Annotated in this window: 20 protein-coding genes and 1 tRNA gene; 14 read left to right on the forward strand and 7 right to left on the reverse strand. The window is 65.3% G+C overall.

Features of this window, described 5'->3' with window-relative positions; all coding sequences use genetic code 11:
• The first annotated feature begins 68 nt into the window (after positions 1 to 68).
• The 4 genes from ASG57_RS10225 to fdhF all read left to right on the forward strand — a co-directional run bounded on the left by ASG57_RS10225 (position 69) and on the right by fdhF (position 5,256).
• Complete coding sequence (locus ASG57_RS10225) at positions 69 to 755, forward strand: phosphate/phosphite/phosphonate ABC transporter substrate-binding protein (RefSeq protein ID WP_200948543.1); 687 nt, start codon at positions 69 to 71, stop codon at positions 753 to 755.
• Positions 756 to 823: 68 nt separating this feature from the next.
• A complete protein-coding gene (phnE, locus tag ASG57_RS10230) occupies positions 824 to 1,714 on the forward strand; it encodes a phosphonate ABC transporter, permease protein PhnE (protein WP_041750969.1) in 891 nt (296 codons plus the stop codon).
• A complete protein-coding gene (gene phnC / locus ASG57_RS10235) occupies positions 1,711 to 2,505 on the forward strand; it encodes a phosphonate ABC transporter ATP-binding protein (RefSeq protein ID WP_012046215.1) in 795 nt (264 codons plus the stop codon). Before phnE ends, phnC begins: the two co-directional genes overlap by 4 nt.
• 21 nt (positions 2,506 to 2,526) lie before the next feature.
• Positions 2,527 to 5,256, forward strand: a complete 2,730-nt coding sequence (fdhF, locus tag ASG57_RS10240; protein ID WP_057196171.1) for a formate dehydrogenase subunit alpha — start codon at positions 2,527 to 2,529, stop codon at positions 5,254 to 5,256.
• A gap of 321 nt (positions 5,257 to 5,577) precedes the next feature.
• On the opposite strand, the gene ASG57_RS10245 is transcribed toward fdhF, so the two are convergent.
• The 3 genes from ASG57_RS10245 to ASG57_RS10255 form a co-directional block, all read right to left on the reverse strand.
• Positions 5,578 to 6,801, reverse strand: coding sequence for a tyrosine-type recombinase/integrase (locus tag ASG57_RS10245; protein ID WP_012046213.1), 1,224 nt, complete (start codon positions 6,799 to 6,801; stop codon positions 5,578 to 5,580).
• Positions 6,802 to 6,987: 186 nt separating this feature from the next.
• Positions 6,988 to 7,063: transfer RNA gene (locus tag ASG57_RS10250), tRNA-Ile, on the reverse strand.
• A 408-nt stretch (positions 7,064 to 7,471) separates the two neighbouring features.
• A complete protein-coding gene (locus tag ASG57_RS10255) occupies positions 7,472 to 8,446 on the reverse strand; it encodes a Bug family tripartite tricarboxylate transporter substrate binding protein (RefSeq protein WP_057196225.1) in 975 nt (324 codons plus the stop codon).
• Positions 8,447 to 8,552: 106 nt separating this feature from the next.
• Here ASG57_RS10255 and ASG57_RS10260 point away from each other — a divergent pair, with 106 nt between their 5' ends.
• Entirely contained in the window at positions 8,553 to 9,530 is a 978-nt protein-coding gene (locus ASG57_RS10260) for a TAXI family TRAP transporter solute-binding subunit (protein ID WP_057196172.1), read from the forward strand.
• A gap of 115 nt (positions 9,531 to 9,645) precedes the next feature.
• On the opposite strand, the gene ASG57_RS10265 is transcribed toward ASG57_RS10260, so the two are convergent.
• Both ASG57_RS10265 and ASG57_RS10270 read right to left on the reverse strand, forming a co-directional pair.
• The gene (locus tag ASG57_RS10265) at positions 9,646 to 10,857 is read right to left on the reverse strand and encodes an ABC transporter substrate-binding protein (protein WP_057196173.1); all 1,212 of its coding nucleotides are present in this window, start codon (positions 10,855 to 10,857) and stop codon (positions 9,646 to 9,648) included.
• A 99-nt stretch (positions 10,858 to 10,956) separates the two neighbouring features.
• A complete protein-coding gene (locus tag ASG57_RS10270; protein WP_057196174.1) occupies positions 10,957 to 11,850 on the reverse strand; it encodes a substrate-binding domain-containing protein in 894 nt (297 codons plus the stop codon).
• 279 nt (positions 11,851 to 12,129) lie between these two features.
• Between ASG57_RS10270 and ASG57_RS10275 the strand changes: the two genes are divergently transcribed.
• The 4 genes from ASG57_RS10275 to ASG57_RS10290 all read left to right on the forward strand — a co-directional run bounded on the left by ASG57_RS10275 (position 12,130) and on the right by ASG57_RS10290 (position 16,492).
• Positions 12,130 to 12,957 carry an ABC transporter substrate-binding protein gene (locus tag ASG57_RS10275; protein WP_057196175.1) on the forward strand — a complete coding sequence of 276 codons (828 nt, stop codon included), beginning with the start codon at positions 12,130 to 12,132 and terminating at the stop codon, positions 12,955 to 12,957.
• A 54-nt stretch (positions 12,958 to 13,011) separates the two neighbouring features.
• A complete protein-coding gene (locus ASG57_RS10280) occupies positions 13,012 to 14,118 on the forward strand; it encodes a molybdopterin-binding protein (protein ID WP_057196176.1) in 1,107 nt (368 codons plus the stop codon).
• Between the two features lie 13 nt (positions 14,119 to 14,131).
• A complete protein-coding gene (locus ASG57_RS10285; RefSeq protein WP_057196226.1) occupies positions 14,132 to 16,081 on the forward strand; it encodes a molybdopterin biosynthesis protein in 1,950 nt (649 codons plus the stop codon).
• A gap of 111 nt (positions 16,082 to 16,192) precedes the next feature.
• Positions 16,193 to 16,492 (forward strand): hypothetical protein, encoded by a 300-nt coding sequence (locus tag ASG57_RS10290; protein WP_230646638.1) that lies wholly within the window; start codon positions 16,193 to 16,195, stop codon positions 16,490 to 16,492.
• A gap of 5 nt (positions 16,493 to 16,497) precedes the next feature.
• Here the strand turns inward: ASG57_RS10290 and mobA are convergent, their stop codons facing one another.
• Both mobA and ASG57_RS10300 read right to left on the reverse strand, forming a co-directional pair.
• On the reverse strand, positions 16,498 to 17,157 hold the full coding sequence (gene mobA, locus ASG57_RS10295) for a molybdenum cofactor guanylyltransferase MobA (protein ID WP_057196178.1): 660 nt from the start codon (positions 17,155 to 17,157) through the stop codon (positions 16,498 to 16,500).
• Complete coding sequence (locus ASG57_RS10300; RefSeq protein ID WP_024341639.1) at positions 17,138 to 18,028, reverse strand: formate dehydrogenase accessory sulfurtransferase FdhD; 891 nt, start codon at positions 18,026 to 18,028, stop codon at positions 17,138 to 17,140. The genes mobA and ASG57_RS10300 overlap by 20 nt, the downstream gene beginning before the upstream one ends.
• A gap of 206 nt (positions 18,029 to 18,234) precedes the next feature.
• On the opposite strand from ASG57_RS10300, the gene mobB reads away from it, so the two are divergent.
• From mobB to ASG57_RS10325, 5 genes are all read left to right on the forward strand, one after another.
• Positions 18,235 to 18,762, forward strand: coding sequence for a molybdopterin-guanine dinucleotide biosynthesis protein B (gene mobB, locus ASG57_RS10305; RefSeq protein WP_024341638.1), 528 nt, complete (start codon positions 18,235 to 18,237; stop codon positions 18,760 to 18,762).
• A gap of 9 nt (positions 18,763 to 18,771) precedes the next feature.
• Positions 18,772 to 20,028, forward strand: coding sequence for a molybdopterin molybdotransferase MoeA (locus ASG57_RS10310; RefSeq protein ID WP_057196179.1), 1,257 nt, complete (start codon positions 18,772 to 18,774; stop codon positions 20,026 to 20,028).
• A 45-nt stretch (positions 20,029 to 20,073) separates the two neighbouring features.
• The gene (locus ASG57_RS10315; RefSeq protein ID WP_024341636.1) at positions 20,074 to 20,307 is read left to right on the forward strand and encodes a sulfurtransferase TusA family protein; all 234 of its coding nucleotides are present in this window, start codon (positions 20,074 to 20,076) and stop codon (positions 20,305 to 20,307) included.
• 143 nt (positions 20,308 to 20,450) lie between these two features.
• Positions 20,451 to 21,878, forward strand: a complete 1,428-nt coding sequence (locus tag ASG57_RS10320) for a sigma-54-dependent transcriptional regulator (RefSeq protein WP_082528908.1) — start codon at positions 20,451 to 20,453, stop codon at positions 21,876 to 21,878.
• Positions 21,871 to 23,895: a sensor histidine kinase gene (locus ASG57_RS10325; RefSeq protein WP_057196180.1), complete on the forward strand. Its 2,025-nt coding sequence runs from the start codon at positions 21,871 to 21,873 to the stop codon at positions 23,893 to 23,895. The genes ASG57_RS10320 and ASG57_RS10325 overlap by 8 nt, the downstream gene beginning before the upstream one ends.
• Positions 23,896 to 24,138: the final 243 nt, after the last annotated feature.

Consider the following 24,138-nt stretch of genomic DNA (forward strand, 5'->3'; position numbering starts at 1 on the left):
AACGATGCCGGAGATTCGCCGTTTACAATCAGACCGAGACTGTGTGCGAATTCCAGAAAGTCAGGCTCGTGCAAACCCTCCAGCTGGTCTCCCCGGAGAGCTGGGCGGCGATCTCGGTGGCGATGTCGAACGGCCATATCGATCTCGGTTGGCTCGGTCCGTGGGGCTACGTGCTCGCCAATCATCACTCCGGCGTTGAGGTGATCGCCACCGCCAAGTACCGCGGCAAGCCGATCTACCATGCCATCATTGAAGGCCGCCCCGACCTCCCGATCAAGAACTTCCCGCAAGACGCCAAGGGGCTGAAGCTGTCTCTGAGCGATCAGGGCAACACGTCAGGCTGGCTCATTCCCTACGCGTTTTTGCTCAAGGAAGGCGTCGACCCGTCCAGCTACTTCCAATTGCGTGAGGGAGCGACCTTCGGCAACAACGTGATGATGATACAACAGGGCCTGATCGATCTCGGCTCCGACATGGATCGCGGCCGCTACGGCATGATCGAAGCCGGCGAGATGGATCCGAAGAAGGTGCAGGTCTATTGGACCTCGGACCCGCTACCGAACGACGCAATCTGTGTGCCGAAGGGCTTTGATCCGGACCTCAAGGCCCGCATTCGCGACATCATGGTTGGGTTAAGCGAGGAAAAGGCGCAGTCGATGATGGGCAGCGGGTATAACGGCTTCGTCCCCGCCGTTCACGCCGACTACAAGATCATCGAGGACGCCGGCCGGATCACCGGCAAGCTCAAGGTCTGACTCATGCGCGGGGCCCGCCCTGGGCGGGCTCCGCATCCATCCTATCGAACTGGAGCAGAGCCGTGAGGATGACCTCTTACGCGGCGGGGCGGCGCTATCTTGAGCCACATCCGCCGGTGTTCAGCCTCTCTAACCTGGCGCAAGCCGCGGTCTTCGTGCTGGTCATTGCCTTCTTGGCGGCGACCTTCATGGCGGTCGACGTCGACCTGAACAAGTTGATCGTCGGCTTGCCCAAGGTTGCCGGTTGGTTCGGCCAGATGTTTCCGCCCGATCTCAGCGACATCAAACGGATCCTGCGCGACGCCTTCCAGACGTTGGCGATGGCGACGGTCGGAACGATCTTCGCGCTACTGGCCGCCTGCGTGCTCGCGCCACTCGCAGCCACCAACACCACACCATATCCAGTCATTTACCGCCTCGTCCGTGGCCTGCTGTCGACGTTGCGCGGCACCGAAATCCTGGTGTTCGCGCTGATCTTCGTCGCCGCCGTCGGCTTCGGTCCGTTCACTGGTGTCCTTGCGATCGCATTCAACATGACCGGTGCGCTCGGCAAGCTGCTGACGGAAGTCATCGAACCGGCCGATCCGGGGCCGATCGAAGCCGTCAAGCTGACAGGCGCCGGCCCGGTCAAGACGTTCCGCTACGCGCTGCTTCCCGACGTGTTTCCGAATATCGTCGCCGTCATTCTCTACATCTGGGAATTCAACGTTCGCGCCTCGACTGTCCTCGGTATCGTCGGTGCTGGTGGGATCGGCCAAACCCTGAAGGACTCCATCGACCTTCTCGACTTCCCGAAGATGCTCACCGTGTTGGGGGTGATCCTGATCATGGTCATCGCCATCGACACGCTGAGCGGCTGGTTGCGCCGTCGCGTGTTGAACCCGGGCAGTGGTCGGTCTCGGCCGCTTCCCGTCGCTCGCCGCATCGAACAGGTCTGCGCTGAGGAGACACTGTCATGAACAGGCTGGTGAAGATCGATGTCTCGGCCGATGTGATCCCGGTGGAGCGGCTGCGGCCGGCGATCCGCGTCGACGACATCTGCAAGAGTTTCGGCGAAAAATTGATCCTCGATCGCATCACATTTGAAGTCGCGAAAGGCGAGTTCGTCGTGCTGCTTGGCCCCAGTGGCTGCGGCAAGTCGACCCTGTTCCGCTGTCTGACGCGGCTGATCGAGCCCGATTCCGGCCGCATCGTTATCGACGATACCGACGTCACCACGCTAAGGCCCAGAGAGCTCGTCCGGTTTCGCCGGCAGATCGGTTTCGTTTTCCAGCAGTTCAACTTGGTCAAGCGGCTGACGGCTATCGACAATGTGCTGGCCGCGCGCCTCGCAACCGCGTCGCTGTGGCGCGTGCTGCTCCGCCGCTTCAATTTCGAGGACCGCCAGCTCGCGCTGGCGTGCCTCGACAATGTCGGGCTGCTCGAGCAAGCCTATCAGCGCGCAGAGCGTCTGTCGGGTGGCCAGCAGCAGCGCGTCGCGTTCGCCCGCGCGCTCGCTCAGCAGGGCGATGTTGTTTTGGCGGACGAGCCAATCTCCAGCCTGGATCCGGAATCCGCCGAGAACCTCCTTCAGATCATGCAGCATAGTGCCAAGGAGCACGGCATCACGGTGCTGTGCAGCCTGCACCAGGTTGACCTCGCGGTTCGCTACGCCGACCGGATTGTCGCGCTCAAGGCCGGGCGGGTGTTCTTCAATGGCCGGCCGTCGGAATTCAGCCGCGACGTGCGCGATCGGCTCTATGTGTCCTGACCATAAATTCCGCGATTCGCGATGACCGAGACTTCATTTGCGCTTCGCATTGACGACCAGGTCGTCGATGTTCCGGCCGGGACGACCCTGCTCGAGGCGGCACGCCAGTGCGGCATCGCTATTCCGAATGTCTGCGCCTGCGACCGCACGGGCTACGCCGCCGAAGCGTCCTGCCGGTTTTGCCTGGTCGAGATTAAAGGTGAGCGCACGCTTGCGCCTTCCTGCCGCCGCGAGGCGGAGGAGGGACAGGTCGTGCGGACGTCGAGCGAGCGGGTCCTGCAGACCCGCCGGTTGGTTGCTGAGCTGACTCTCTCGGAACAGGGCCCCGAGGCCTTGCGTCCCGGCTCGCGTCTGGCTGAGGCGCTTGCCCAGGTTGGTGTTGGCGCGACGCGGTTTGGCCATCGGCCGACGATCGAGCGGGTCACGCAGCAGCATCCCGCGATCACCGTCGACCTCGACGCCTGCATCCGCTGCGGGCTGTGCCGCACGGCCTGCCAGGACGTTCAAGTCAACGGCGTGATCGGTGTGGCCGGTCGCGGTGCCGAGGCGTGCATCGTCTTCGACGCCAACGTGCCCCTGACCGACAGTTCCTGTGTGGCTTGCGGCGAATGCGTCCAGGTTTGCCCGACCGGCGCTTTGGCTCCGGTCGCGGCGCCCATCGCGGAAACTGAGCCGACGACAACGGCGGAAACGATCTGCCCGTTTTGCAGCGTCGGCTGCCGGATCGAGTTGACGGTGGCTGACGGGCGGGTGGTGCGGGCGGACGGCGCCGACGGGCCGGCCAATCGCAGCCGGCTGTGCGTCAAGGGCAGGTTCGGCTTCGACTTCCTGCACCATCCTGATCGCCTCACGGTGCCGCTGATCCGTCGCCAGGACGCGCCCAAGCATGCCGTTGCGGTAGCCGGGCCCGATGCAGTGCGCGACTTCTTCCGCCCGGCCTCCTGGGACGAAGCTTTGGACCGTGCTGCGGCCGGGCTCAGAGCTGTCGCCGACCGGCACGGCGCCGACGCGCTTGCGGTACTCGGTTCGGCCAAGGCTTCCAACGAAGACGCGTATATCTTGCAGAAACTGGCGCGCACTGTGCTCGGAACGCCGCATGTCGATCATTGCACGCGTTTGTGCGCTTCCGTGCCGCCGCTCGGCGAGGCGATCGGCTATTCGGCGGTCACGGCGCCGATCGACGAAATCGACCGCGCCGACGTGGTGCTGATGGTTGGCTCGAACCCCGAGGTGAACCATCCGGTTGGCGCGACCTTCATGAAGAACGCGGTGCGCCGTGGAACCAAGCTGATCCTGGTCGATCCCTATCGCCAATCGTTCGCGCGTCACGCCACTTATCATCTCGCCCTGAGGCCAGGGACCGACGTCACCCTTATCTCGGCCATGTTGAACGTGGTGATCTGCGAAGGGCTGTACGACCGTACGTTCGTGCGCGAGCGGATCGACGGCTTCGACGAACTCGCCGCGCGTGTGCGCGGAGTGACGCCGCAACTCGCGCAGCGACTCACCGGTGTTGACGCCGACTTGCTCGTCTCGGCGGCGCGGATGTTTGCGACCGCTGAACGAGCGATGTCCTTTTGGGGCATGGGCGCATCGCAGCACGTGCATGGCGCGGACAACATTCGCTGCGTCATCGCGCTGGCGCTGATCTGCGGCCATGTCGGCAAGCCAGGATCCGGCCTTCACCCGCTGCGCGGGCAGAATAACGTCCAAGGTTCTTGCGACGCCGGCCTGATACCGTCGTCATTTCCCGGCTACGCGCCGGTGAGCGATCCCCAGGCGCGGGCAAGGTTCACCGCGCTGTGGGGCACCGAGCTGCCAGCGAAGGCAGGGCTCACACAGGTCGAGATCCTGAATGCCGCGCATGAGGGGCGGATCCGCGGGCTCTATGTCGCCGGCGGCAACCCCGCCATGGCCAATCCCGATCTGGCGCGAACCCGCGAGGCGCTGGCGCGGCTTGATCATCTCGTCGTGCAGGACATCTTCCCGACCGAGACGGCGGCTTTCGCCGACGTCATCCTGCCAGCCGCGGCGCTTGCGGAACGCAGTGGATCGGTGACCAACACCGATCGGGTCGTGCAACTGCTCACGCCCGCCGTGCCGGCGCCCGGCGCCGCGCGCCCGGATTGGTGGATCACGGCGGAGTTGGCGCGGCGCCTCGATGCGCCGTGGCGACACGACGCGCTTGCCGGACTGTTCGACGAAATGGCGGCGGCCGTCCCGATGCTGGCCGGTACAAGCTGGTCGATGTTGGAGGGCCGTGGGGCACTCGCTCTGCCGCTTGCGTCGGCCAACGGGTCGGCCCGAAGCCTGTTTGCCGAGCGATTTCCGACGCCGGCCGGCCGCGCACGCATCGCCGCGCTTGATGGGCGTGGACCGGCGGAGGAGCCGGATGCGGACTATCCGCTGATCCTGGTCACCGGCAGGCTGCTGGAGCATTGGCACACCGGTTCGATGACGCGGCGGGCGCCGGTTCTCCACGCGCTCGCGCCGGAGCCAATGGTTCGTATCGCCGCCGACGTATTCGACGCGCTCGGGCTCGAATGCGCCGCGCGCGTCCGCGTTGCGACTCGGCGCGGCGGTGTGACCGTCGCCCCATGTCGCGACGTCGGTCTTCAGGCGGGCGTGATCTGGATGCCGTTCGCTTATTTCGAAGCGGCGGCCAACGATCTCACGAATTCGGCGCTCGACCCGACGACGCGGGTTCCAGAGTACAAATATTGCGCGGCGTGGATCACGAGCGAAACGTAATCTTGATGTGAGGCCCTCAGCTCCCGCACAATCCGGCGAGTGTATTGCCCGGTCTTCGTTGGAATGAGTTCGCGTGATCGGGCTGAAGCACCATGAAGATCAATGAGGCACGCTTCGTCCAAACTTATCGGTAACACGTTGAAATTATTTGATTCACACACTTCCGTAAAGATCGCGATACCAGCACTCTCACGATCTACCAACAACGATACCAACAAATCTGCCGGATACCGGCAAAACCGCGTGAACAGCGGCGAAGGCCAAGATGCGACCTAGGCCGGTGATTATAGGGGAAAGCGAACGCTGGCGGATGAGGGCGGATTAACCCGCGCGCGACAACGGAATAATTTTATCGCCTTCGAGAGCCAACGCAGTAATATGGTCTGCCCACCACTGCATCATTCTTCGACGATCAGGCATCCACTCCGCAGCGTTGTAGGCACGCCGCACTTCGTTTCGTTCCACGTGTGAAAGCTGGCGTTCGATCCAGTCTCGGTTGAACAAGTTGGTTTCGTTCAGGATCGTGGAAGCGACGGCGCGGAAACCGTGCGTCGTGGCGCGGCCGTGATATCCCATCCGGTAGAGGGCGTAGAGCATGGTGTTGCTGGACATGCAGTCGCCTTTTCCCGGCGAAGGGAAGATATTGGGACTGCCGCCGGAAAGCGTGCGCAGCTCGCGCAATGCTGCGACGGCTTGCCGTGACAGAGGCACCAGGTGCTCCAGGCGCATTTTCATGCGTTCGGCCGGAATGCGCCACAAAGCGGAATTTTCATCAAGGTTCTCCAGTTCGTTCCACTTGCCGGCGCGCAATTCAGTCGTTCGAAGAAACGTCAGGGTTACCAGCTTCAATGCAAGTTTGGTCTGCTGCTCGCCACTGTAACTCTCCAACTTCTGCAAGAACGTTGGCAGCTCTGAAAGCGGCATCGCTCTGTGACGCTGCGGTTCTCCGGTGGCTCGTAAAGCGTCCTTGAGATCAACGGAGGGGTCCCGCTTCGCTCGGCCGGTCACGATAGCAAAGCGAAATATCTGACCGACGAGTTGCTTCAGCCGTCGTGCTGTTTCGTTTACCCCGCGCTTCTCGACCTTGCGCAGCATGTCCAGTAGTTCCGGCGGTTCGAGTGCGGCGATCGAACGCCGACCGATCGCTGGGAAGGCATCCGCCTCCAGACGCCGGAGGATCTGCGCGGCGTAATAGGGGCTACGGGCATCCTTCCAGTTTTCGTGCCATTCGCGCGCGACCGCTTCGAAGGTGTTGCCAGTTGCAATCTTCGCGGCCCGTTTACGCTCACGTTTCACGATGGAGGGATCGATGTCGGCGGCAATGCTGCGCTTGGCATCGTCGCGCGACGCGCGCGCCTCGATAAGCCCGACAGCCGGATAGACGCCGAGCGCAAGCGTGCGTTGCTTGCCGTGCCACCGATAGGCCAAGCGCCAGTACTTGGCTCCGTCCGGAGTGATCAACAGATGCAAGCCGCCGCCATCGGAGAGCTTGCGCGACTTGATCTGCCCCTTCGCATTCCGGCACTTCGTATCCGTGAGCGGCATGTTGGTATCTCGATTCTGGCTTCGATGACCTACCAACAAATATACCAACAAAATCCCGGGATGTCAGCAACCGGTGGACGAACGGCGGCGAACGCCACAACAGCAAGATATCGTTGCAAAATAAGGAGTTTTGTAGCCTTCGGTGAACGATGGCGGATGAGCACGAACGCCGGCGGATCATCAATGTGGTGGGCCCGGCAGGACTCGAACCTGCAACCAGACCGTTATGAGCGGCCGGCTCTAACCATTGAGCTACAGGCCCCGCCGCGAGGCGGCCGCATCAAGGGCGGCCGGCAACGGTGCGCGGTTCGTTTACAGGGCCTGAGGCGGGGGTGCAATCCTCAAGCGTTTTCAAGGCGAAGCGGGTCTCGGCCCGCGTCGGGCAATGCGTGGAACGGGGCTGATCGAGGGAACGCCAGGGGGTGTGCGGAACGCGCGGTGCGGTGATGGCCGCCGAATTCGGAATAGTCGCATTCTGCCACTGTTTTGCCCGACGGGTCAAAGGATGAGGCGTTCGGCGGGTGGCTGTCCGCAGTGTTTCGCCAAGCCCCTGCGATTGCTCGCGTCTTCTACTGTGCATGGGGTTGTTTTCGAACTTTGGTCTTGAGAGGGCCTGCTGGCCCCCTCAAGCGTCGTGCCGGCGGGCGATGCCGCGCGGCCGGGCCGCGGCCTAGTCCACCGAGACCCCGGCGAACTCGACCACCTTGCGCCACTTCGCGGTCTCGTCCGCGACCAGCTTGCCGAACTCGGCTGATGTCATCGGCTTGGGAATGCCGCCGGTCGCGGCGAGCTTCGCCACCAGCTGCGGGTCCTTCAGCGCTTCGCCGACGGCCTTGTTGAGGGTCTCGATCACCTCGGGCGGCGTGCCCTTCGGCGCGGAGATGCCGTAGAAGCCGACCGATTCGAAGCCCGGCACGGTCTCGGCGATCGCGGGCACGTCGGGCACGCTCGGCCAGCGCTTCGGCGAGGTCACCCCGAGGGCGCGGACGTTGCCGCCCTTCACCTGCTCCATCGCCGAGGGCAGGTTGTCGAAGATCAGCTGCACCTTGTTGGAGATGATGTCGGGGAAGGCGATGGCCGAGCCGCGATAGGGCACGTGCACCATGTCGCACTTCGTCATCACCTTGAACAGCTCGGCCGACATGTGCACCGAGGTGCCGTTGCCGGACGAGGCATAGGAGATCTTGCCGGGGTTGGCGAGGCAATAGTCGATGAACTCCTTGACCGACTTCGGCGGGAATGCATTGGAGACGACCAGCATGTTGGTGAGCTGCATGATGCTGGCCACCGGCACGGTGTCGCGCAGGAAGTCGAACGGCAGCTTCTTGTAGAGCGAGGTCGAGATCGCGTTGTTGGGCGCGACGAATAGCAGCGTGTAGCCGTCCGGCGGGGCGTTGACCGCCGCGGCGGCGGCGATGTTGCCGCCGGAGCCGGTGCGGTTCTCGACGATGACCTGCTGGCCGAGCCGCTCCGACAGCCACTGCGCCATGATCCGCGCCACGATGTCGACGGGGCCGCCGGCGGAGAAGCCGATCAGCCAGTGGATGGGACGGTCGGGATAGGCGGCGGAGGCGGGAGGTGTGGTGCTGAAAAGAACCGAAAGAACTGCAAGTCCGAAAAGACCGCGACGCAACATTCGCAACATGACGCCTCCCATTGCTTTATTGTGGTTGGCTGCATGCTTTCACAAAATCGGGCCGCTGCCTACACCGTCGCAAGTCGGTGTTGACGCCGGCCCGCGAGGGACGACCATGAGATTCGCCTGTCCCATCCTGCTCGGCGCGGCGCTGCTTGCCGGCCCCGCCGCCGCCCAAACCGGAGGCACGGCCATTCCGCCCGCGACGACCAGCCAGACGATCAGCCTGGGAACGGCGACGCCCGGCGGCGGCTTCCCGCTCTACGGCAATGCCTTCGCCGAGGTGATGAACGCGGCCGATCCGCTGGCGACCATCGTTCCCCGCAACACCAAGGGCAGCAGCGAGAACATCCCGCTCCTGGAGAAGGGCGAGCTCGATCTCGCGCTGGTCGCGGGCGAGCCGGCCTATGAGGCCTTCGCCGGCATCGGCCGCGCGCCCGTGCGCCTGAAGATCCTCACTGCGATCTATTCCAACCCCGGCCTGTTCGTGGTGCGCGCCGACAGTCCCTACAGGACCATCCGCGATCTCGTCGGCCAGCCGGTGGCCTTCGGGGCGAAAGGTTCGGGCCTGCCGATTCTGGCGCGCTACATGCTGGATGGTCTCGGCTTGAATCAGGACGAGGACTTCAAGGCGGTCTATCTCGACCGCGCCGGCGATGGCCCCGCGATGGTCGAGGACGGCCGCGTCGCCGCGCTCTGGGGCGCCGGCATCGGCTGGCCCGGCTTTGCCGCGGTGGCCTCGAGCCCGGCAGGCGCGCGCTTCATCGCACCCGATGTCGAGGAGATGGCGCGCATCCGCGCCAAGCACGGGTTCCTCAAGCCGCTGCTGGTGCCGGCGGGTAGCTATCCCAAGCAGACCGCGCCGATCGCCTCGCTGGGCTCGTGGAGCTTTGTCCTCACGCGCGAGGACCTGCCCGACGATGTCGCCTATCGCCTCGCGAAGACGCTGCACGGTGTCGAGCCGGCGTTCTGCCGGAAGCTCGCCCAGGCCTGCGAGACGACGGCCTCGAACACGATCGCGGCCGCGCCGAAGACGGAGCTGATCCATCCGGGCGCGATGAAATATTTCCGCGAAATCGGCGTGGTGAAGTGATTATCGCGTAAGCAACCGTCATTCCGGGATGGTCCGAAGGACCAGACCCGGAATCTCGAGATTCCGGGTTCGGTGCTACGCACCGCCCCGGAATGACGATCGCTTTACGCTATCGTCACTTCTTCACCAGCGCACACGCCGGGTCCGGCGGACCGAACGCCTTGTCGCCGGAGATGGTCGTGAGGATCTTGTAATAGTCCCACGGATATTTGCTCTCCTCCGGCGTCTTCACCTGCACCAGCCAGAGGTCGTGCACCATCAGATTGTCCTCGCGCAGTTTGCCGTTGCGGGCGAAGAAATCCTCGATCGGCTTCTCGCGCATCTTGGCGGCGACCTTGAGCGGATCGTCGCTGCCGGCCGCCTTGATGGCGTTGAGATAGTGCATCACGCTGGAATAGACGCCGGCCTGCCACATCGACGGCATCTTGTTCATCTTGGCGAAATAGCGCTTCGACCATTCGCGGGTCTTGTCGTCCATGTCCCAGTAGAACGACGTGGTCAGGAGCAGGCCTTGCGCCGCCTGCAGGCCGAGGCCGTGGATGTCGGTGATCAGCGCGAGCAGCGCCGCCATCTGCTGGCCGCCCTTGAACACGCCGAACTCGGCGCCGGTCTTGATCTCGTTCATGTTGTTGGGGGGACCGGCGGCAATGCCGATGATCTTGGCCTTGGAGGCCTGCGCCTGCAGCACGAAGGAGGAGAGGTCGGGCGTTGCCAGCGGCGGCCGCACCGAGCCCAGCACCTTGCCGCCATTGGCGGTGACGACGGCGGAGGCGTCGCGCTCCAGCGAATGGCCGAAGGCGTAATCGTCGGTGATGAAGAACCAGCTGTCGCCGCCGCGCTTGACCACCGCATCCGCGGTGCCGACCGCGAGCGCGCGGGTGTCGAACACCCACTGGATCGCGTAAGGCGAGCAGAACTTGCCGTGGAAATCCGCGGTGCCGGTGGAGTGGGTGATGAACAGCCGCTTCTTCTCGTTCGCGATGTTCTGCACGGCGAGGCCGACCGCGGAGACCGGCACGTCGACGATCAGGTCGACCTGCTCGACGTCGTACCACCGCCGCGCCAGCGAAGCGCCGATATCGGCCTTGAGCTGGTGGTCGCCGATCACGACGCTGATCGGCTTGCCGAGCACGGTGCCGCCGAAATCGTCGATCGCCATCTGCGCGGCGGTCACCGAGCCCTGGCCGGTCGGCGCGGAGGCCGGGCCGTTCATGTCGGTGAGCACGCCGATCTTGACGACGTCGTCGGACAGCTGCGCCGACGCCGCACCTGGAAGCAGTGTCGCCAAGGCGGCCGCTAGCGGCAGTCCAAATCTGGTTGGATTCACGTTTGTCCTCCCCTGAGCCGGCTCGTTGGCCGGTGTTGCATCCGGGTATGCCCGGCTGAATTGGTTTCTTTTGCAACTATTCGGGGGCGGGCGTCAACGTCAGGCCGCGAAGCGGATCTGTCCTGCGGTCGAGGGATCGTAACCGGTCAGCTCGTCGGCGCGCTGGCGCAGCCGCCGCTCGTTCAGGAACCGGAGCAAGGCCTGCATGGCAGGACGGAAATAGCTGCGCTGCCGCATCGCAAGATCGAGGTTCTCCCAGGCCAGCGGCACGAAGTCGAGCCCGGCCGAGCGCGCGACGGCGCGCGTCCCGATGCCGCAATCGGCCTGGCCGCCGCGAACCAGTTCGGCGAGATCCGGGCCGGTCAGGGCCGGCGTCTCGATGCGGCGCAAGTCCCGCGTCGAGGCGCCCGCCCGCTTCAGCAGCACGTCGAGCAGCATCTGCGCGCCCGTGCCTTGTTGCCGCATCGCCATCCGGGCGCCGAGCGCGAGCACGTCGGTGAGGCCGTGCAGCCGCTTGGGATTGCCCTGTGGCAGCACCAGGCCCTCTTCGCGGCGCACGAACGCGACCAGCACCGCATCATGCAGGTCCGGAGCGGCCCGCAGCGCCTCGACACTGGCGTCGCCGGCGAGATTGTTGGAGGCATCCAGACTGTGGAAGTGCACCGCCGCAGCCATCACCTCGTTGCGCTGCAGGCGCTCGAGCCCGCGCGCGCTGCCTTCACTCATCGATCCCAGGCCGGAGCCGGACTCGCGCAGGCTCCAATCCAGGAGCTCGTCCTGGCTGCCGCCCACGACCGGCGGCGGCTCGGCGATCAGCATGCCGGCCGGACGCGAGAGGCCCGACAGCACCCAGAGGTCGAGCTCGTGCCGCGGGAAGAGCCACTTTCCCGTCACCTTGCTGCAGGGGATCGCACCGGTTGTGACGAGTTCGTAAAGCTTGCGTTCGCCGAGCCGAAGATAGTCGGCGGCTTCGCTGGTCGTCAGGAATTCCATCCTGCATTCCTATGCAAATTCTTGCTTCTTTTTGACGTCCGACGCAGGGGAAATTCTGCATTTCAGATTTTTTGCCCGCGGGAACCATGCCCGATCATCTCGCCGCTTTGCAACATATCCGCACGTGCGAATTTTGCTTTGGTGAACGATCTCGAACCAACGCGCGCGCGTCCACCTTCGCGACGTTGCCGAGATTTCCCGCTTGTCGGCGCGACAACGCGTCACGAGCGCGGCGCAATCGACCATCATCATGACGCGTCACAATTAGGGAACCCGACCATGCGCCGCCTGTCCGTTGCACTTGCGCTTCTCTGCGGGCTCGCTGCGGGCGTCGCGGCGTCATTCGCGGAGGACCGCGGCATAGTCCTCGCCTCGACGACGGCGACGCAGGAGTCCGGCCTGCTCAACTATCTCCTGCCAATCTTCCGCGACAAGACGGGCATCGATGTCACTGTGATCGCGCGGCGCGCCGACGAAGTGCTCGACGGTGCGCGACGAGGCGAAGTCGACGTCGTGCTGATGCACGCGCGGCCCCAGGAGGAGAAATTCGTCGCCGACGGGTTTGCCGTGAAGCGCTACGACGTCATGTACAACGACTATGTGCTGATCGGGCCGAAGAGCGATCCTGCCGGTGTGAAGGGCAAGGACATCGCGACGGCGATGAAGGCTATCGAAGCCAAGGGCGCGCCGTTCGTCACGCGCGGCGATCGGTCGGGCACCCACGCCGCAGAACTCGCGCTGTGGATCGTCGCCGGGATCGATATCACCGCGGCCAAGGGCCCCTGGTATCGCGAGGTCGGGCCGGGCATGGCCTCCGCGCTCGATGCGGCGCGTGCTGCGAAAGCCTATGTGTTGTCGGATCGCGGCAGCTGGATCGCGTTCAAAGATCGCGGCGATCTCGACGTCCTCGTGGAGGGCGACAGGCGGCTGCTCAACCAGTACGGCGTGATGCTGGTGAACCCCGCGAAGTTTCCGAACGTGAAGAAAGACCTCGCGCAGACCTTCATCGACTGGCTGACGTCGCCTGAGGGACAGACGGCGATCGCCGCTTACAAGGTCGAGGGGCAGCAGCTGTTCTTCCCCAATTCGGACAGGTCGGGCGGCTGACGTCCGCATCGCCGACGGTTGCCAAACCGGGCGATGCATGATCCATCATGGCACATGACCCAGCGCCTGCCGCCCTCGCTCACGCCGCTCGACACCGCGCTCGCGGCATTGCTGCAAAGCGTTGATGCTGTCGCACCGGTAGAAGTGCCGCTGGCAGACGCGATCGGTTGCATCGCTGCGGGCACGCCGCCGATTGCAGCTTATCCTTCGCACGGCATCGCGGCGGCGGACGGCTGGGCGCTATCCGCCAACGATCTCGTCGGCGCGTCCTCCTATTCGCCGTTGCCACTGACGATGGCCCCTGCATGGGTCGAGGTCGGCGATGCGATGCCGATGGGATGCGACTGCGTGCTCGATGCCGGCGCGATCGAGCTGTCGGGGCCGCTTCCTCAGGTGCTGGCAGAGGGCGTGCCGGGACAGGGCGTCAGGCGCGCCGGAAGCGACATCCCCGAATGCACGCCAGCGGCCGCCGAAGGCGATCCGATCGGTGCTGCTGATCTGCTGATTGCGAGCGTGGCGGGTCTGGAGAAACTCGGCGTGCGGCGGCCCCGGTTGCGCATCGTCAACGTGCCCGGCGCAACGGCAACGATGGACATGATCGCCGGGATGGCGCGCGCAGCGGGGTTGGAGGTGGACACCTGCCAAACGCGTGCACGCGGTGAAGCATCGATTGCCGATGCGCTTGATGTGTCCTCTTGCGATCTCCTGCTGACGATCGGCGGCAGCGGCGTCGGCCGCCAGGATGCCGCCATCACGGCGCTGGCGCAGCGCGGCGCGGTGATGGCGCACGGCCTCGCCCTCCAGCCCGGCCGCACTGCCGCGGTCGGACGGCTCGGCCAGGTGCCCGTCGTCGCCTTGCCCGGCTCCCCCGATCATGCGCTTGCGGTGTGGCTGGCGCTCGTGCTGCCGCTCGTGGATCGTCTGTCGGCGCGTCGTCGCCACCCGCAAGTGTCCCTGCCGCTCGCGCGAAAGATCGCATCCGTCGTCGGCATCGCAGAGATTGCTTTGCTGGCGGAGGAACATCGTGCCTGGGTGCCGCTTGCCGTGGGCGACTGGCCCCTTCAAGCCATCGCCCGTGCGGACGCATGGCTGCTGATCCCGGCCAGCCACGAGGGATTTGCGGCGGGTACGCCGGTCGATGCCCATCTCATGCGGACATGATATGGGTCCTGGCATGACGATGATCCCGAAATCACCAGACCGCAGCGCGCTCGAACAGGAGCAGTTCCTCACCATCCTGTCGCGCGAGGAGGCGCTGGCGCGCTTCGAGGCGGCGTTGTTCCCGCGAGCGCTCCTCAGCGAAAGCCGCAAGCTCGCTGCTGCGCTCGGCGCAGCCCTCGCCGAAGACATCACGGCGCCGATCGACGTGCCGCCATTCGACCGCTCCAACGTCGACGGTTTTGCCGTGCGCTCCGCCGACCTTGCGGCGGCCGGCGAGGGCGCGCCCGTGCGCCTCGCGCCGAATGGCGAGACCGTCCATTGCGGCACCGCGCCGACGCTGCAGGTGGCGCCGGGGACCGCGACCCCGATCGCCACCGGCGGTCCGCTGCCGCGGGGCGCCGATGCCGTGGTCATGGTGGAACACACCCAGCCGGATGGACCGGATGCGATCGAGGTGCGTCGCGCGGTTTCGCCGGGACAATTCATCTCGTATGCCGGGTCCGACATCGCGCGCGGCGAGGCGCTGCTGCGTGCCGGCACCATCATCGGCTCGCGCGAGATCGGCATGCTCGCGGCTTGCGGCATTGCCGAGGTGGGTGTCGCGCGCAAGCCGCGGGTTGCCGTGATCTCCACCGGCGACGAACTGGTTCAGCCCGGCCAATCGCTCGGGGCTGCCGACATCTACGATACCAACGGCGCCATTGTCGCCGCCGCCATCGACGAGAATGGCGGTGAAGCGGTCTTCCTCGGTGCCATTCCCGATGACGAAGCAAAGCTCGAACCGGCCATGCGCCGCGCCCTTGCGGACTGCGACATGCTCGTGCTGTCGGGCGGCACCTCGAAAGGCGCGGGCGATCTCTCCCATCGCATCATCGGCCGGCTCGGCGCGCCCGGCATCATCGCGCATGGCGTTGCGCTCAAGCCCGGCAAGCCGCTGTGCCTTGCGGTGTGCGATGGCAAGCCGGTGGTGATCCTGCCGGGCTTCCCGACCTCGGCGATGTTCACCTTCCATGACATGATCGTGCCGGTGCTGCGCAGGATGGCCGGACAGCCGCCGCGCACCGACGCCAAGGTGAAGGCGACGGTGCCGGTCCGCATCGCCTCCGAGCTCGGTCGCACCGAATTCGTCATGGTCTCGCTGGTCGAGGGCAAGGGCGGCCTGATCGCCTATCCCTCCGGCAAGGGGTCTGGCGCGATCACGTCTTTTGCGCAGGCCGATGGATTCCTGCGCATCGATGCCCTCGCCGACCAGATGTCGGCCGGGACCGAGACCGAGGTGACGCTCTTCACGCCGCATGTGCGCGTGCCCGATCTCGTCATCGTCGGCAGCCATTGCACTGGTCTCGACCTCGTGACCGCACAGCTTGCACATGCCGGCCTGACCGTGCGCTCGATTGCGGTCGGCAGCCTCGGAGGATTGGCGGCAGCAAAGCGTGGCGAGTGCGATTTCGCGCCGATCCATCTGTTCGACGATCGAAGTGAGATCTACAACGCGCCTTATCTCGTCGAGGGGCTCAAGCTCGTGCCGGGGTGGCGGCGGATGCAGGGCATTGTCTTCCGCAAGGGCGATACGCGCTTCGAGGGCCTGAACGCGAAGGAAGCGGTTGCCTCGGCACTCGCTGACCGCACCTGCATCATGGTCAACCGCAACCAGGGCGCCGGCACTCGCATCCTGATCGACCGCCTGCTCGGCGGTGCGCGTCCGGAGGGCTACTGGAACCAGCCTCGTTCGCACAATGCGGTTGCGGCGGCCGTGGCGCAGCACCGCGCCGACTGGGGCATGACCATCGCGCCGGTCGCCCACGCAGTCGGACTCGGCTTCATCCCCTTCGCGGAAGAGCATTACGACTTCGCGTTGGTGACGGCTCGCAAGGACCGCTCGGCGGTGCAGGCCTTTCTCGACGCGCTTGGCTCGGACGCGGCGCGCGCCGCACTCGAGCGCGCGGGTTTCCGGCCCGCATAGATACCAGTTTGGTCTGCGGCCAGGACGCCTGGTCGGTGACGCTGGCAGCCTGGGCGGCGACGTCATGAAGTTGTGTGACCGCTGTCGCGACCAAGCAGCATGAGCCAAGTCATGAGCGCGCCCACACCGCTCAATTTCCGCAGGATCGCTGCACTCGTTGCCGCGACGGGTACGCTGTTCTGGCTCTACACCTTCTACTACATTGCGAATGTCCCGCCCGGGGACGGCACCGGCTTTCAATGGCTCGCGGTTTTCCCGCTCGGCATTGTCTTCGGCCTGTTCTTCCTGCCGGCCTGGCTGCTGGTCGCGATCGGCCGGTTGCCGCGATTCACCACCATCGTCGGCCTCTCTGGCCTGATCGCCTTCGCGATCATCTGGGCGCAGCTCCTCAACGAGTTCGCGAAGTCCTGAGATCGCTAGGATGCATCGTCCAGTGCTGCCAGCCGTTCAGCATCGGCAATGTCCTCGACCGTGTTGGCATTGAAGAACGGATCGAGCGGCTCGGCCGGCCACGTCACGGTCGCGAGCGGATAGCGCGCGGTCCACCGATCGATCTTGCGGAGATCTTCGACGACCAGGGCCTGGCGCAACTCCTCGCGCAAGGCGACTCGCCACAGCCCGATCACCGGATGCGACTGATCGCCTGATGCTGCTACCGCGAGCTGCGCGTTCTCGCGCGCACGCGCCTCATGCAGTCGCGCCACGAGATCGCGGGGCAGGAACGGGCAATCGCCGGCGGCGCTGAGCACCCATTCGGTCTCCGGTCGGTTCGCCGCGGTCCAGTCCAGCGCCGCGAGAATGCCGGCGAGCGGGCCCGGAAAGCCGGGCACATCGTCGGCGACCACCTGCAAGCCGAACGCGGCGAAACGTGCGGGATCGCCGTTCGCGTTGAGGATCAGCCCACTGCACTGGGGCGACAGCCGCGCAATCACGCGCTCCAGAATGGTGCGGCCGCCGATGGTGCGCATCGGCTTGTCGCCGCCACCCATGCGCCGGGCGAGGCCGCCGGCGAGCAGCACGCCGACAGTCGGCGGAACACTCGTCCTCCCCGGCAATTCAGTCGTCACCACCTTCACCCTTGCGCTTGTGCTTGGCCGACTCCTCCTCGACATAAGCGAGGTTCTGATCGTAAACGATGCGCTCCTCGCCCGCGAGTGCGATGAAGCGCTTGCCGCGGGTGCGTCCCACCAGCGTCAGTCCGACCTGCCTTGCGAGATCGACACCCCAGGCGGTGAAGCCGGAGCGCGACACCAGAATCGGGATTCCCATGCGGACGGTCTTGATCACCATCTCCGAGGTGAGGCGCCCAGTGGTGTAGAGGATCTTGTCGCCGGGATCGACGCCGTGGCGATACATCCAGCCCGCGATCTTGTCGACCGCGTTGTGGCGGCCGACGTCCTCGGTGTAGCAGAGCGGGACCCCTTCCTGGCACAGCACGCAGCCATGGATCGCGCCGGCCTCCAGGTAGAGAGAAGGCATGGTGTTGATGGTCTGCGTCATCTGGTAGAGCCAGGAGGTGCGCAGCTCCGCCCTGGGTAACGCGACGCTCTCGACCGCCTCCAGCAAATCGCCGAAAGCGGTGCCCTGCGCGCAGCCCGAGGTCTGCGTGCGCTTCTTCAGCTTGGCCTCGAAGTTGGTGTGATGCTCGGTGCGCACGACGACGACCTGGAGGTCGTCGTCATATTCGACCTCGGTGACCACGTCGTTGTATTTCAGCATGTTCTGGTTCAGCAGGTAGCCGAGCGCCAGATATTCCGGATAGTCGCCGATCGTCATCATTGTGACGATCTCCTGGGCGTTCAGGTAGAGCGTCAGCGGTCGCTCCATCGGAACCTTGATCTCGACCGTGGCGCCGGTCTGGTCGGTCCCGGTCACGCTCTGGGTCAGGCGTGGGTCGTCCGGGTTGGGGACGATCAGCGGCACGGGGGCTTTGTCGATCTTCATCATGGCCGAGAGGTTAGCATGACATTCGGTCGAGGCCGATATATGCATGGCGGCGAGAGAGCGAAATGCCGCCTTGCCGTCATTGCGAGCGCAGCGAAGCAATCTAGGAACGCCCCCCAGATCCAATCTGGATTGCTTCGCTACGCTCGCAATGACGGTGGAGAGAGCGGTTCCACAAGGGCCGGATCGCGTGCCCAGACGGAGCTGGAATGAAAGTCATCGGCCTTGCAGGCTGGAGCGGTGCGGGCAAGACGACGCTGTTGACGCGGCTGATTCCGCTTTTCAACGCGCAAGGTTTGCGCGTCTCGGTCATCAAGCATGCGCATCACCGGTTCGACGTCGATGTGCCCGGCAAGGATTCCTGGCGCCATCGCGAGGCCGGAGCCGCGGAGGTGCTGGTTGCCTCGTCGAACCGCTGGGCCCTGATGCACGAGTTGCGCGGGGCGGCGGAGCCGCGGCTGCCGGAGCTGCTCGGCAAGCTGTCTGCGGTCGATCTCGTCGTGGTCGAGGGTTTCAAGCGCGAGCCGCATCGCAAGATCGAGGTGCATCGCGCCGCAAACGGCAAGCCGCTGCTGTTCCCCGAGGATACCGGGATTGCCGGCATTGCGAGCGACGTCGCGATTGACACAAGCCTCCCGACTGTCCATCTCGACGATGTCGCGGGCGCCGCCGCATTGATGCTGCGCGCGGCGATGCCGGTCGAGGAAGCAGTGGCGAAAAGCGCGGCGATGCGCTGACGAGGCACCATGGCGCAACTGTCGGACGATTGCTTTGCCTTTGGCGGACCGATGATGTCGGTCGACGACGCAGTCGGCTTGATCACGACGCGCGTCAACGCAATCGCGGATCTCGAAACGGTTGCGCTCGTCGATGCGGACGGACGCGTGCTCGCGCGCGATGTGGCAGCACCTTTGCCGCTGCCGCCCTTCACCAACTCCGCCGTCGACGGCTATGCCGTCCGCAACGCAGATCTTCCGAAAAGCACGGAGCAATCGTTCCCGCTCGATGGCCGGATCCAGGCCGGCGGCCGCGCACAGGCGCCGATCAAGCCCGGCCACACGGCGCGCATCTTCACCGGCGCGCCGATGCCGCCGGATGCGGAGACCGTCTTCATGCAGGAGGATGTCCGCGTCGATGAGTCCGGCAAGATCGTGCTGCCGCCGGGGCTGAAGCCTGGCGCCAATGTCCGTCCGGCGGGTGAGGATATTGCGCAAGGTCACGTCGCGCTTCGTGGCGGGCAGCGTTTGCGGCCCCAGCATGTCGCGCTTGCCGCCGCATTCGGCCTGACAAGGCTCGACGTCGTCAGGCGCATCCGAGTTGCCGTGTTCTCGACCGGCGACGAACTGGCTTCGCCCGGCGAGGCGCGCGCAGCCTCGCAGCTGTTCGATTCCAACCGCTTCATGCTGGTGGCGATGCTGCGCCGGCTCGGCTGCGAGGTCAGCGATCTCGGCATCCTGCGCGACGAGCGCGCCTCGCTCGCGAGCGGCCTGAAGCAGGTCGCAGGCCGCCACGACCTGATCCTCACGACCGGCGGCGTCTCGACCGGTGAGGAGGATCATGTCAAGGCGGCGGTCGAGAGCATCGGCTCGCTGGTGCTGTGGCGGATGGCGATCAAGCCCGGGCGGCCCGTGGCGATGGGGATCGTCGACGGCACACCGCTGATCGGATTGCCCGGGAATCCCGTCGCGAGCTTCGTCACCTTCGTGCATGTGGTGCGGCCGACGGTGCTGGCCCTTGCGGGTAGTCTGCCGGAGCCGCTCTTGCCCATCCCGGTGCGCGCGGCGTTTGCTTACAAGAAGAAGGCGGGGCGGCGCGAGTATGTGCGCGCTTCGTTGCGGCGCGCGCAGGACGGCCGGCTCGAGGCGATCAAGTTCCCGCGCGAGGGGGCCGGGCTGCTGTCCTCGCTGGTCGAGACCGACGGTCTCGTCGCGCTCGGTGAGGACATCACGAATGTGGAGCCGGGGCAGGACGTGGGCTTCTTGTCCTATGCCGACCTGCTCTAGAGGCACTCCGTTGACGCCATCGCTTCGTCCCGCCATGTTGCGGCCATGACCCGAACGACCCTCGATCTCACCGGGCTTAAGTGCCCGTTGCCGGCCCTCAAGACGCGCAAGGCGCTCAAGCCTTTGCAGCCGGGCGATCAGCTCGAGGTTCACTGCACCGATCCCTTGTCGGTCATTGACATTCCGAACCTGATCCGAGAGACCGGCGACAAGGTCGAAATTACCGAGCGCAACGAGGCGCGCATCGTGTTCCTGGTCGAAAAGGGCGGCGCCTTGTAGAAAGGCGAATGTTCACGACGGCGTGGTTTGACTATGCTGCGCCTGCGGCGGAAACGGCCGGAGCCTTCGCTGCAATGCGAAAGCGCGCCGATTGTTGCGGTAGATGATCTCAAACCCAAGTTCTCGAACCTAAGACATCGGGCATGACTTTCTCAACATCGAGGGCAGCCGCAAGTCCCGCGGGGAGCCGCGAGCCCGCCATCAAGCTCGGCAAGACGGCTGCAGGGCCGGAGTTCAGTGCCCTGGCGCAAGCCTCGATCCTGATCGTCGACGACGAGCCGGGCATGCGCAATTTCCTGATGCGCACGCTTGCCCCGCGCTGCAAGCTGGTGGACGATGCGGCCGATACTGACCAGGCCTCGCGCAAGCTCGATTCCAATCGGTACGACGTCGTCATTCTCGACAACATCATGCCCGGCAAGAATGGCGTCGACTGGCTCGCCGAGCAGCGCGCCGTGGGCTTTTTCGCTGACGCCATCCTGATCACCGCCTATGCCGACCTCGACACCGCGATCCAGGCCCTGCGCGCCGGTGCGGCCGATTTCGTGCTGAAGCCGTTCCGCTCCAACCAGATTCTCAACGCCGTGGCACGGTGCCTCGACCGCGTCCGCCTCCAGCGCGAGAATTATGTCCTGCGCTATGCTTTGCGTGCCTCGTCCGACCGCACCTTGCTGCGCGACAATCTGATTGGACAGTCGGCAGCGACGCTGCGCGTGCGCGAGACCATCGCGCGCGTCGCGCGCCTGCCGACCTCGGTTCTGCTCACCGGTGAATCCGGCACCGGCAAGGAAGTGGCGGCGCGCTCGATCCACTCGTTGTCCGACCGCGCCGACAAGCCGTTCGTGCCCGTCAATTGCGCGGCTATCCCGCCCGAGATGATCGAGGCCGAGCTGTTCGGACACATCAAGGGCGCCTTCACCGGCGCCGATTCGGGGCGCGAGGGCCTGTTCCTGTATGCGCATGGCGGCACGCTGTTCCTAGACGAGATCGGAGAGCTGCCGCTGCCGATGCAAAGCAAGCTGCTCCGCGTGCTCGAGGATCGCCGCGTCCGTCCGGTCGGCTCCGAGCGTGAAGTGCCGGTCGACCTGCGCTTCATCTTCGCAACCAATGCCGAGCTCCAGAAGGAGGTCGAAAAGGGCCGTTTCCGAGCCGATCTGTTCTACCGGCTCAACGTGATGCAGATCCGCCTGCCGCTGCTGAAGGATCGCGGCGACGACGTGCAGGAGCTTGCCACCATCTTCATGAGCAAGCTGTCCGTGCAGCTCGGCATGCCGCCGGTGCCGATCGACGCCTCGGTGCGGGCGGCGCTCGTCAGCTACGACTGGCCCGGCAATGTGCGGGAGCTGCGCAATCTGATCGAGCGGACGCTCATCCTCGGCGCCTTCCCCGACGATTTCGCCGGTCCCCGCAACGACACGCAGCCGGCGCCCGCCGACAGTCTTGCGGAGCTCGAGCGCCGTCACATTCTCGGCGTGCTGAAGGAGGTCAACGGCAATCGCGAGGAGGCGGCCCGGCGCCTCGGTATCTCGCGCAAGACCATCGACCGCAAATGCGCGTTGTGGGATGCCTGAAGCCGCCGGCCGCAGCGCCGAACTGGTGCGGGGGCGCTCCGTCCGCTTTCGCCTGCTCGCGATCGCGCTGCTGCCGATGCTGGTCATCCTGCCGCTCCTGCTCGGCGTTGCGATCTATCGCTGGAACGCGAAATTCGATGCGACCCTGATCTCCAAGGTGAACGGCGATCTCACCATCGCTCACCAATATCTCGCCCGCATCCTGGAAAAGACCGGCGTACAGATCCGGGCGCTCAGCCTGTCGGCCCGCTTCCACGAGGTGCTGGCGTCGGATGCGCGCGGCCCCCTGCAGGATCTGCTCGACGAGGCCCGCAAGGAGATCGGTCTCGATTTTCTGTATCTGACCAACGGTCGCGGGGACGTCCTGGCAGCATCGCCGCCGCTACAGCATCGGCCGAGAAGTGACTGGCCGATCATCAAGTCGGCACTGTCGGGCGAGGTCCCCGCGACCGGGGTCGACATTTTCGACAATGACGAGCTCGCCGCAATTTCGCCCGTCCTGGCCGAGCGCGCGCGATTGGACATCGTGCCGACGCCGAACGCGGTGCCGACCGACCGCAGCACCGAGACGCGCGGGATGGTCGTGCATGCGGCGAGCCGGGCGATGTTGCCCGACGGCGGCGCCGCTGCGCTGGTCGGCGGCACACTGCTCAATCAGAATCTCGAATTCATCGACACGATCAACGATCTCGTCTATCGCGCGGCGAGCCTGCCTGAGGGCAGTCAGGGCACCGCGACGCTGTTCCTGGACGACGTGCGGATATCGACCAACGTCCGTCTGTTCGAGGGACGGCGCGCGCTCGGCACCCGCGTCTCGGCGGCGGTGCGCTCGGCCGTGCTGGGCGAGGGGCGGACCTGGCTCGACAGCGCTTTCGTGGTCAACGACTGGTACATCTCCGCCTACGAGCCGCTGGTCGACAGTTACGGCAAGCGGGTCGGCATGCTCTATGTCGGCTTCCTGGAGAAGCCGTTCAGCGAAGCCAAGTACCAGACATTGGTGATCATCGTCGCAGCGTTCGTCGCCATCACGGCCGCGACCGTGCCGATCTTCCTGCGCTGGGCGTCCTCCATCTTCATGCCGCTGGAGCGCGTCACGGCGACGATCTCCGAGGTGGAGCGTGGCAACCTCTCCGCCCGGACCAAGATGCCGGTGTCGGGTGACGAGATCGGTCGCGTCGCCGTCCATCTCGACAGCCTGCTCGACCAGATCCAGGAACGCGACCGGCAGCTCCGGGAATGGAATGAGGAGCTGAACGTCCGCGTGCGGGAGCGCACCCGCGACCTCGAGCACGCCAATCTCAAGCTCGAGGCGACCACCAAGCAGCTCATCATGTCCGAGAAGCTGGCTGCGATCGGGGAGGTCACTGCCGGCGTTGCGCACGAGATCAACAACCCGATCGCGGTGATGCAGGGGAATCTCGACGTCATCCGCAGCGTGTTCGGTGCCGATGCCGACAAGGCGAAGGTCGAGTTTCGCCTGCTGGACGAGCAGATCCATCGCATCAGCCAGATCGTGACCAAGCTGCTGCAGTTCGCAAGGCCGGAGGAATATGCCGGCTACGTCGAGCGCCATGCGCCAGCCAGCGTGATCTCCGACTGTCTGCCGCTGGTGCAGCATCTTCTGAACAAGACCGAGATCGCCGTGGTCAGGGACGACCGCGCCAGCCGGCTCGTGCTGATGAACCGCAACGAGTTGCAGCAGGTCCTGATCAATCTCATCGTCAACGCGATTCACGCCATGCCGGACGGCGGAACCCTGACGCTCCGCTCTTTCGATGCCGAGCGCGACGGCCATCCGGGCGTCGCCATGGCGGTTGCCGACACCGGCATCGGGATGAGCACCGAGGTGATCGAGAAGATCTTCGATCCCTTCTACACGACGAAACGGCGGCAAGGCACCGGGCTCGGACTCTCCATCAGCCAGACGCTGATCGAGCGACAGGGCGGCCAGATCACCGCCGAAAGCCGCGTCGGCCTCGGAAGCACGTTCACGGTCTGGCTGCCGGAAGCCTCCTGATTGGACATTTTGTCCGATGAGGTCCGGACATTCTGTCCGGCGCAGCACATTGCGCTGCGGGAAGTCGTTGAATCGTCACGATGCGACTTCTGGCACGCGCGTTGCTCATCTCGGGACAAGGTGTAGAGGGGGATGAGGGCGCGAGAGCACGACTGCAACGCTGCTGGCGAGGCGAAGGGATGTCGCCGCGATCAGCTGCTTGCTCGGCGCACATGACGCGAGCGCGCCTGCGCATTCCGCTTC

Origin of the sequence: Bradyrhizobium sp. Leaf396 (genome assembly GCF_001424605.1) — a bacterium.
In the GTDB taxonomy this organism is placed as follows: Bacteria; Pseudomonadota; Alphaproteobacteria; order Rhizobiales; family Xanthobacteraceae; genus Bradyrhizobium; species Bradyrhizobium japonicum_C.

Bases quoted from the DNA above. Each gene is read 5' to 3' on its own strand.
- phnE (WP_041750969.1), top strand. From the start codon at position 824: ATGACCTCTTACGCGGCGGGGCGGCGCTATCTTGAGCCACATCCGCCG.
- phnC (WP_012046215.1), top strand. From the start codon at position 1,711: ATGAACAGGCTGGTGAAGATCGATGTCTCGGCCGATGTGATCCCGGTG.
- fdhF (WP_057196171.1), top strand. From the start codon at position 2,527: ATGACCGAGACTTCATTTGCGCTTCGCATTGACGACCAGGTCGTCGAT.
- ASG57_RS10245 (WP_012046213.1), bottom strand. From the start codon at position 6,801: ATGCCGCTCACGGATACGAAGTGCCGGAATGCGAAGGGGCAGATCAAG.
- ASG57_RS10255 (WP_057196225.1), bottom strand. From the start codon at position 8,446: ATGTTGCGAATGTTGCGTCGCGGTCTTTTCGGACTTGCAGTTCTTTCG.
- ASG57_RS10260 (WP_057196172.1), top strand. From the start codon at position 8,553: ATGAGATTCGCCTGTCCCATCCTGCTCGGCGCGGCGCTGCTTGCCGGC.
- ASG57_RS10270 (WP_057196174.1), bottom strand. From the start codon at position 11,850: ATGGAATTCCTGACGACCAGCGAAGCCGCCGACTATCTTCGGCTCGGC.
- ASG57_RS10275 (WP_057196175.1), top strand. From the start codon at position 12,130: ATGCGCCGCCTGTCCGTTGCACTTGCGCTTCTCTGCGGGCTCGCTGCG.
- ASG57_RS10280 (WP_057196176.1), top strand. From the start codon at position 13,012: ATGACCCAGCGCCTGCCGCCCTCGCTCACGCCGCTCGACACCGCGCTC.
- ASG57_RS10285 (WP_057196226.1), top strand. From the start codon at position 14,132: ATGACGATGATCCCGAAATCACCAGACCGCAGCGCGCTCGAACAGGAG.
- ASG57_RS10290 (WP_230646638.1), top strand. From the start codon at position 16,193: ATGAGCGCGCCCACACCGCTCAATTTCCGCAGGATCGCTGCACTCGTT.
- ASG57_RS10300 (WP_024341639.1), bottom strand. From the start codon at position 18,028: ATGATGAAGATCGACAAAGCCCCCGTGCCGCTGATCGTCCCCAACCCG.
- mobB (WP_024341638.1), top strand. From the start codon at position 18,235: ATGAAAGTCATCGGCCTTGCAGGCTGGAGCGGTGCGGGCAAGACGACG.
- ASG57_RS10310 (WP_057196179.1), top strand. From the start codon at position 18,772: ATGGCGCAACTGTCGGACGATTGCTTTGCCTTTGGCGGACCGATGATG.
- ASG57_RS10315 (WP_024341636.1), top strand. From the start codon at position 20,074: ATGACCCGAACGACCCTCGATCTCACCGGGCTTAAGTGCCCGTTGCCG.
- ASG57_RS10320 (WP_082528908.1), top strand. From the start codon at position 20,451: ATGACTTTCTCAACATCGAGGGCAGCCGCAAGTCCCGCGGGGAGCCGC.
- ASG57_RS10325 (WP_057196180.1), top strand. From the start codon at position 21,871: ATGCCTGAAGCCGCCGGCCGCAGCGCCGAACTGGTGCGGGGGCGCTCC.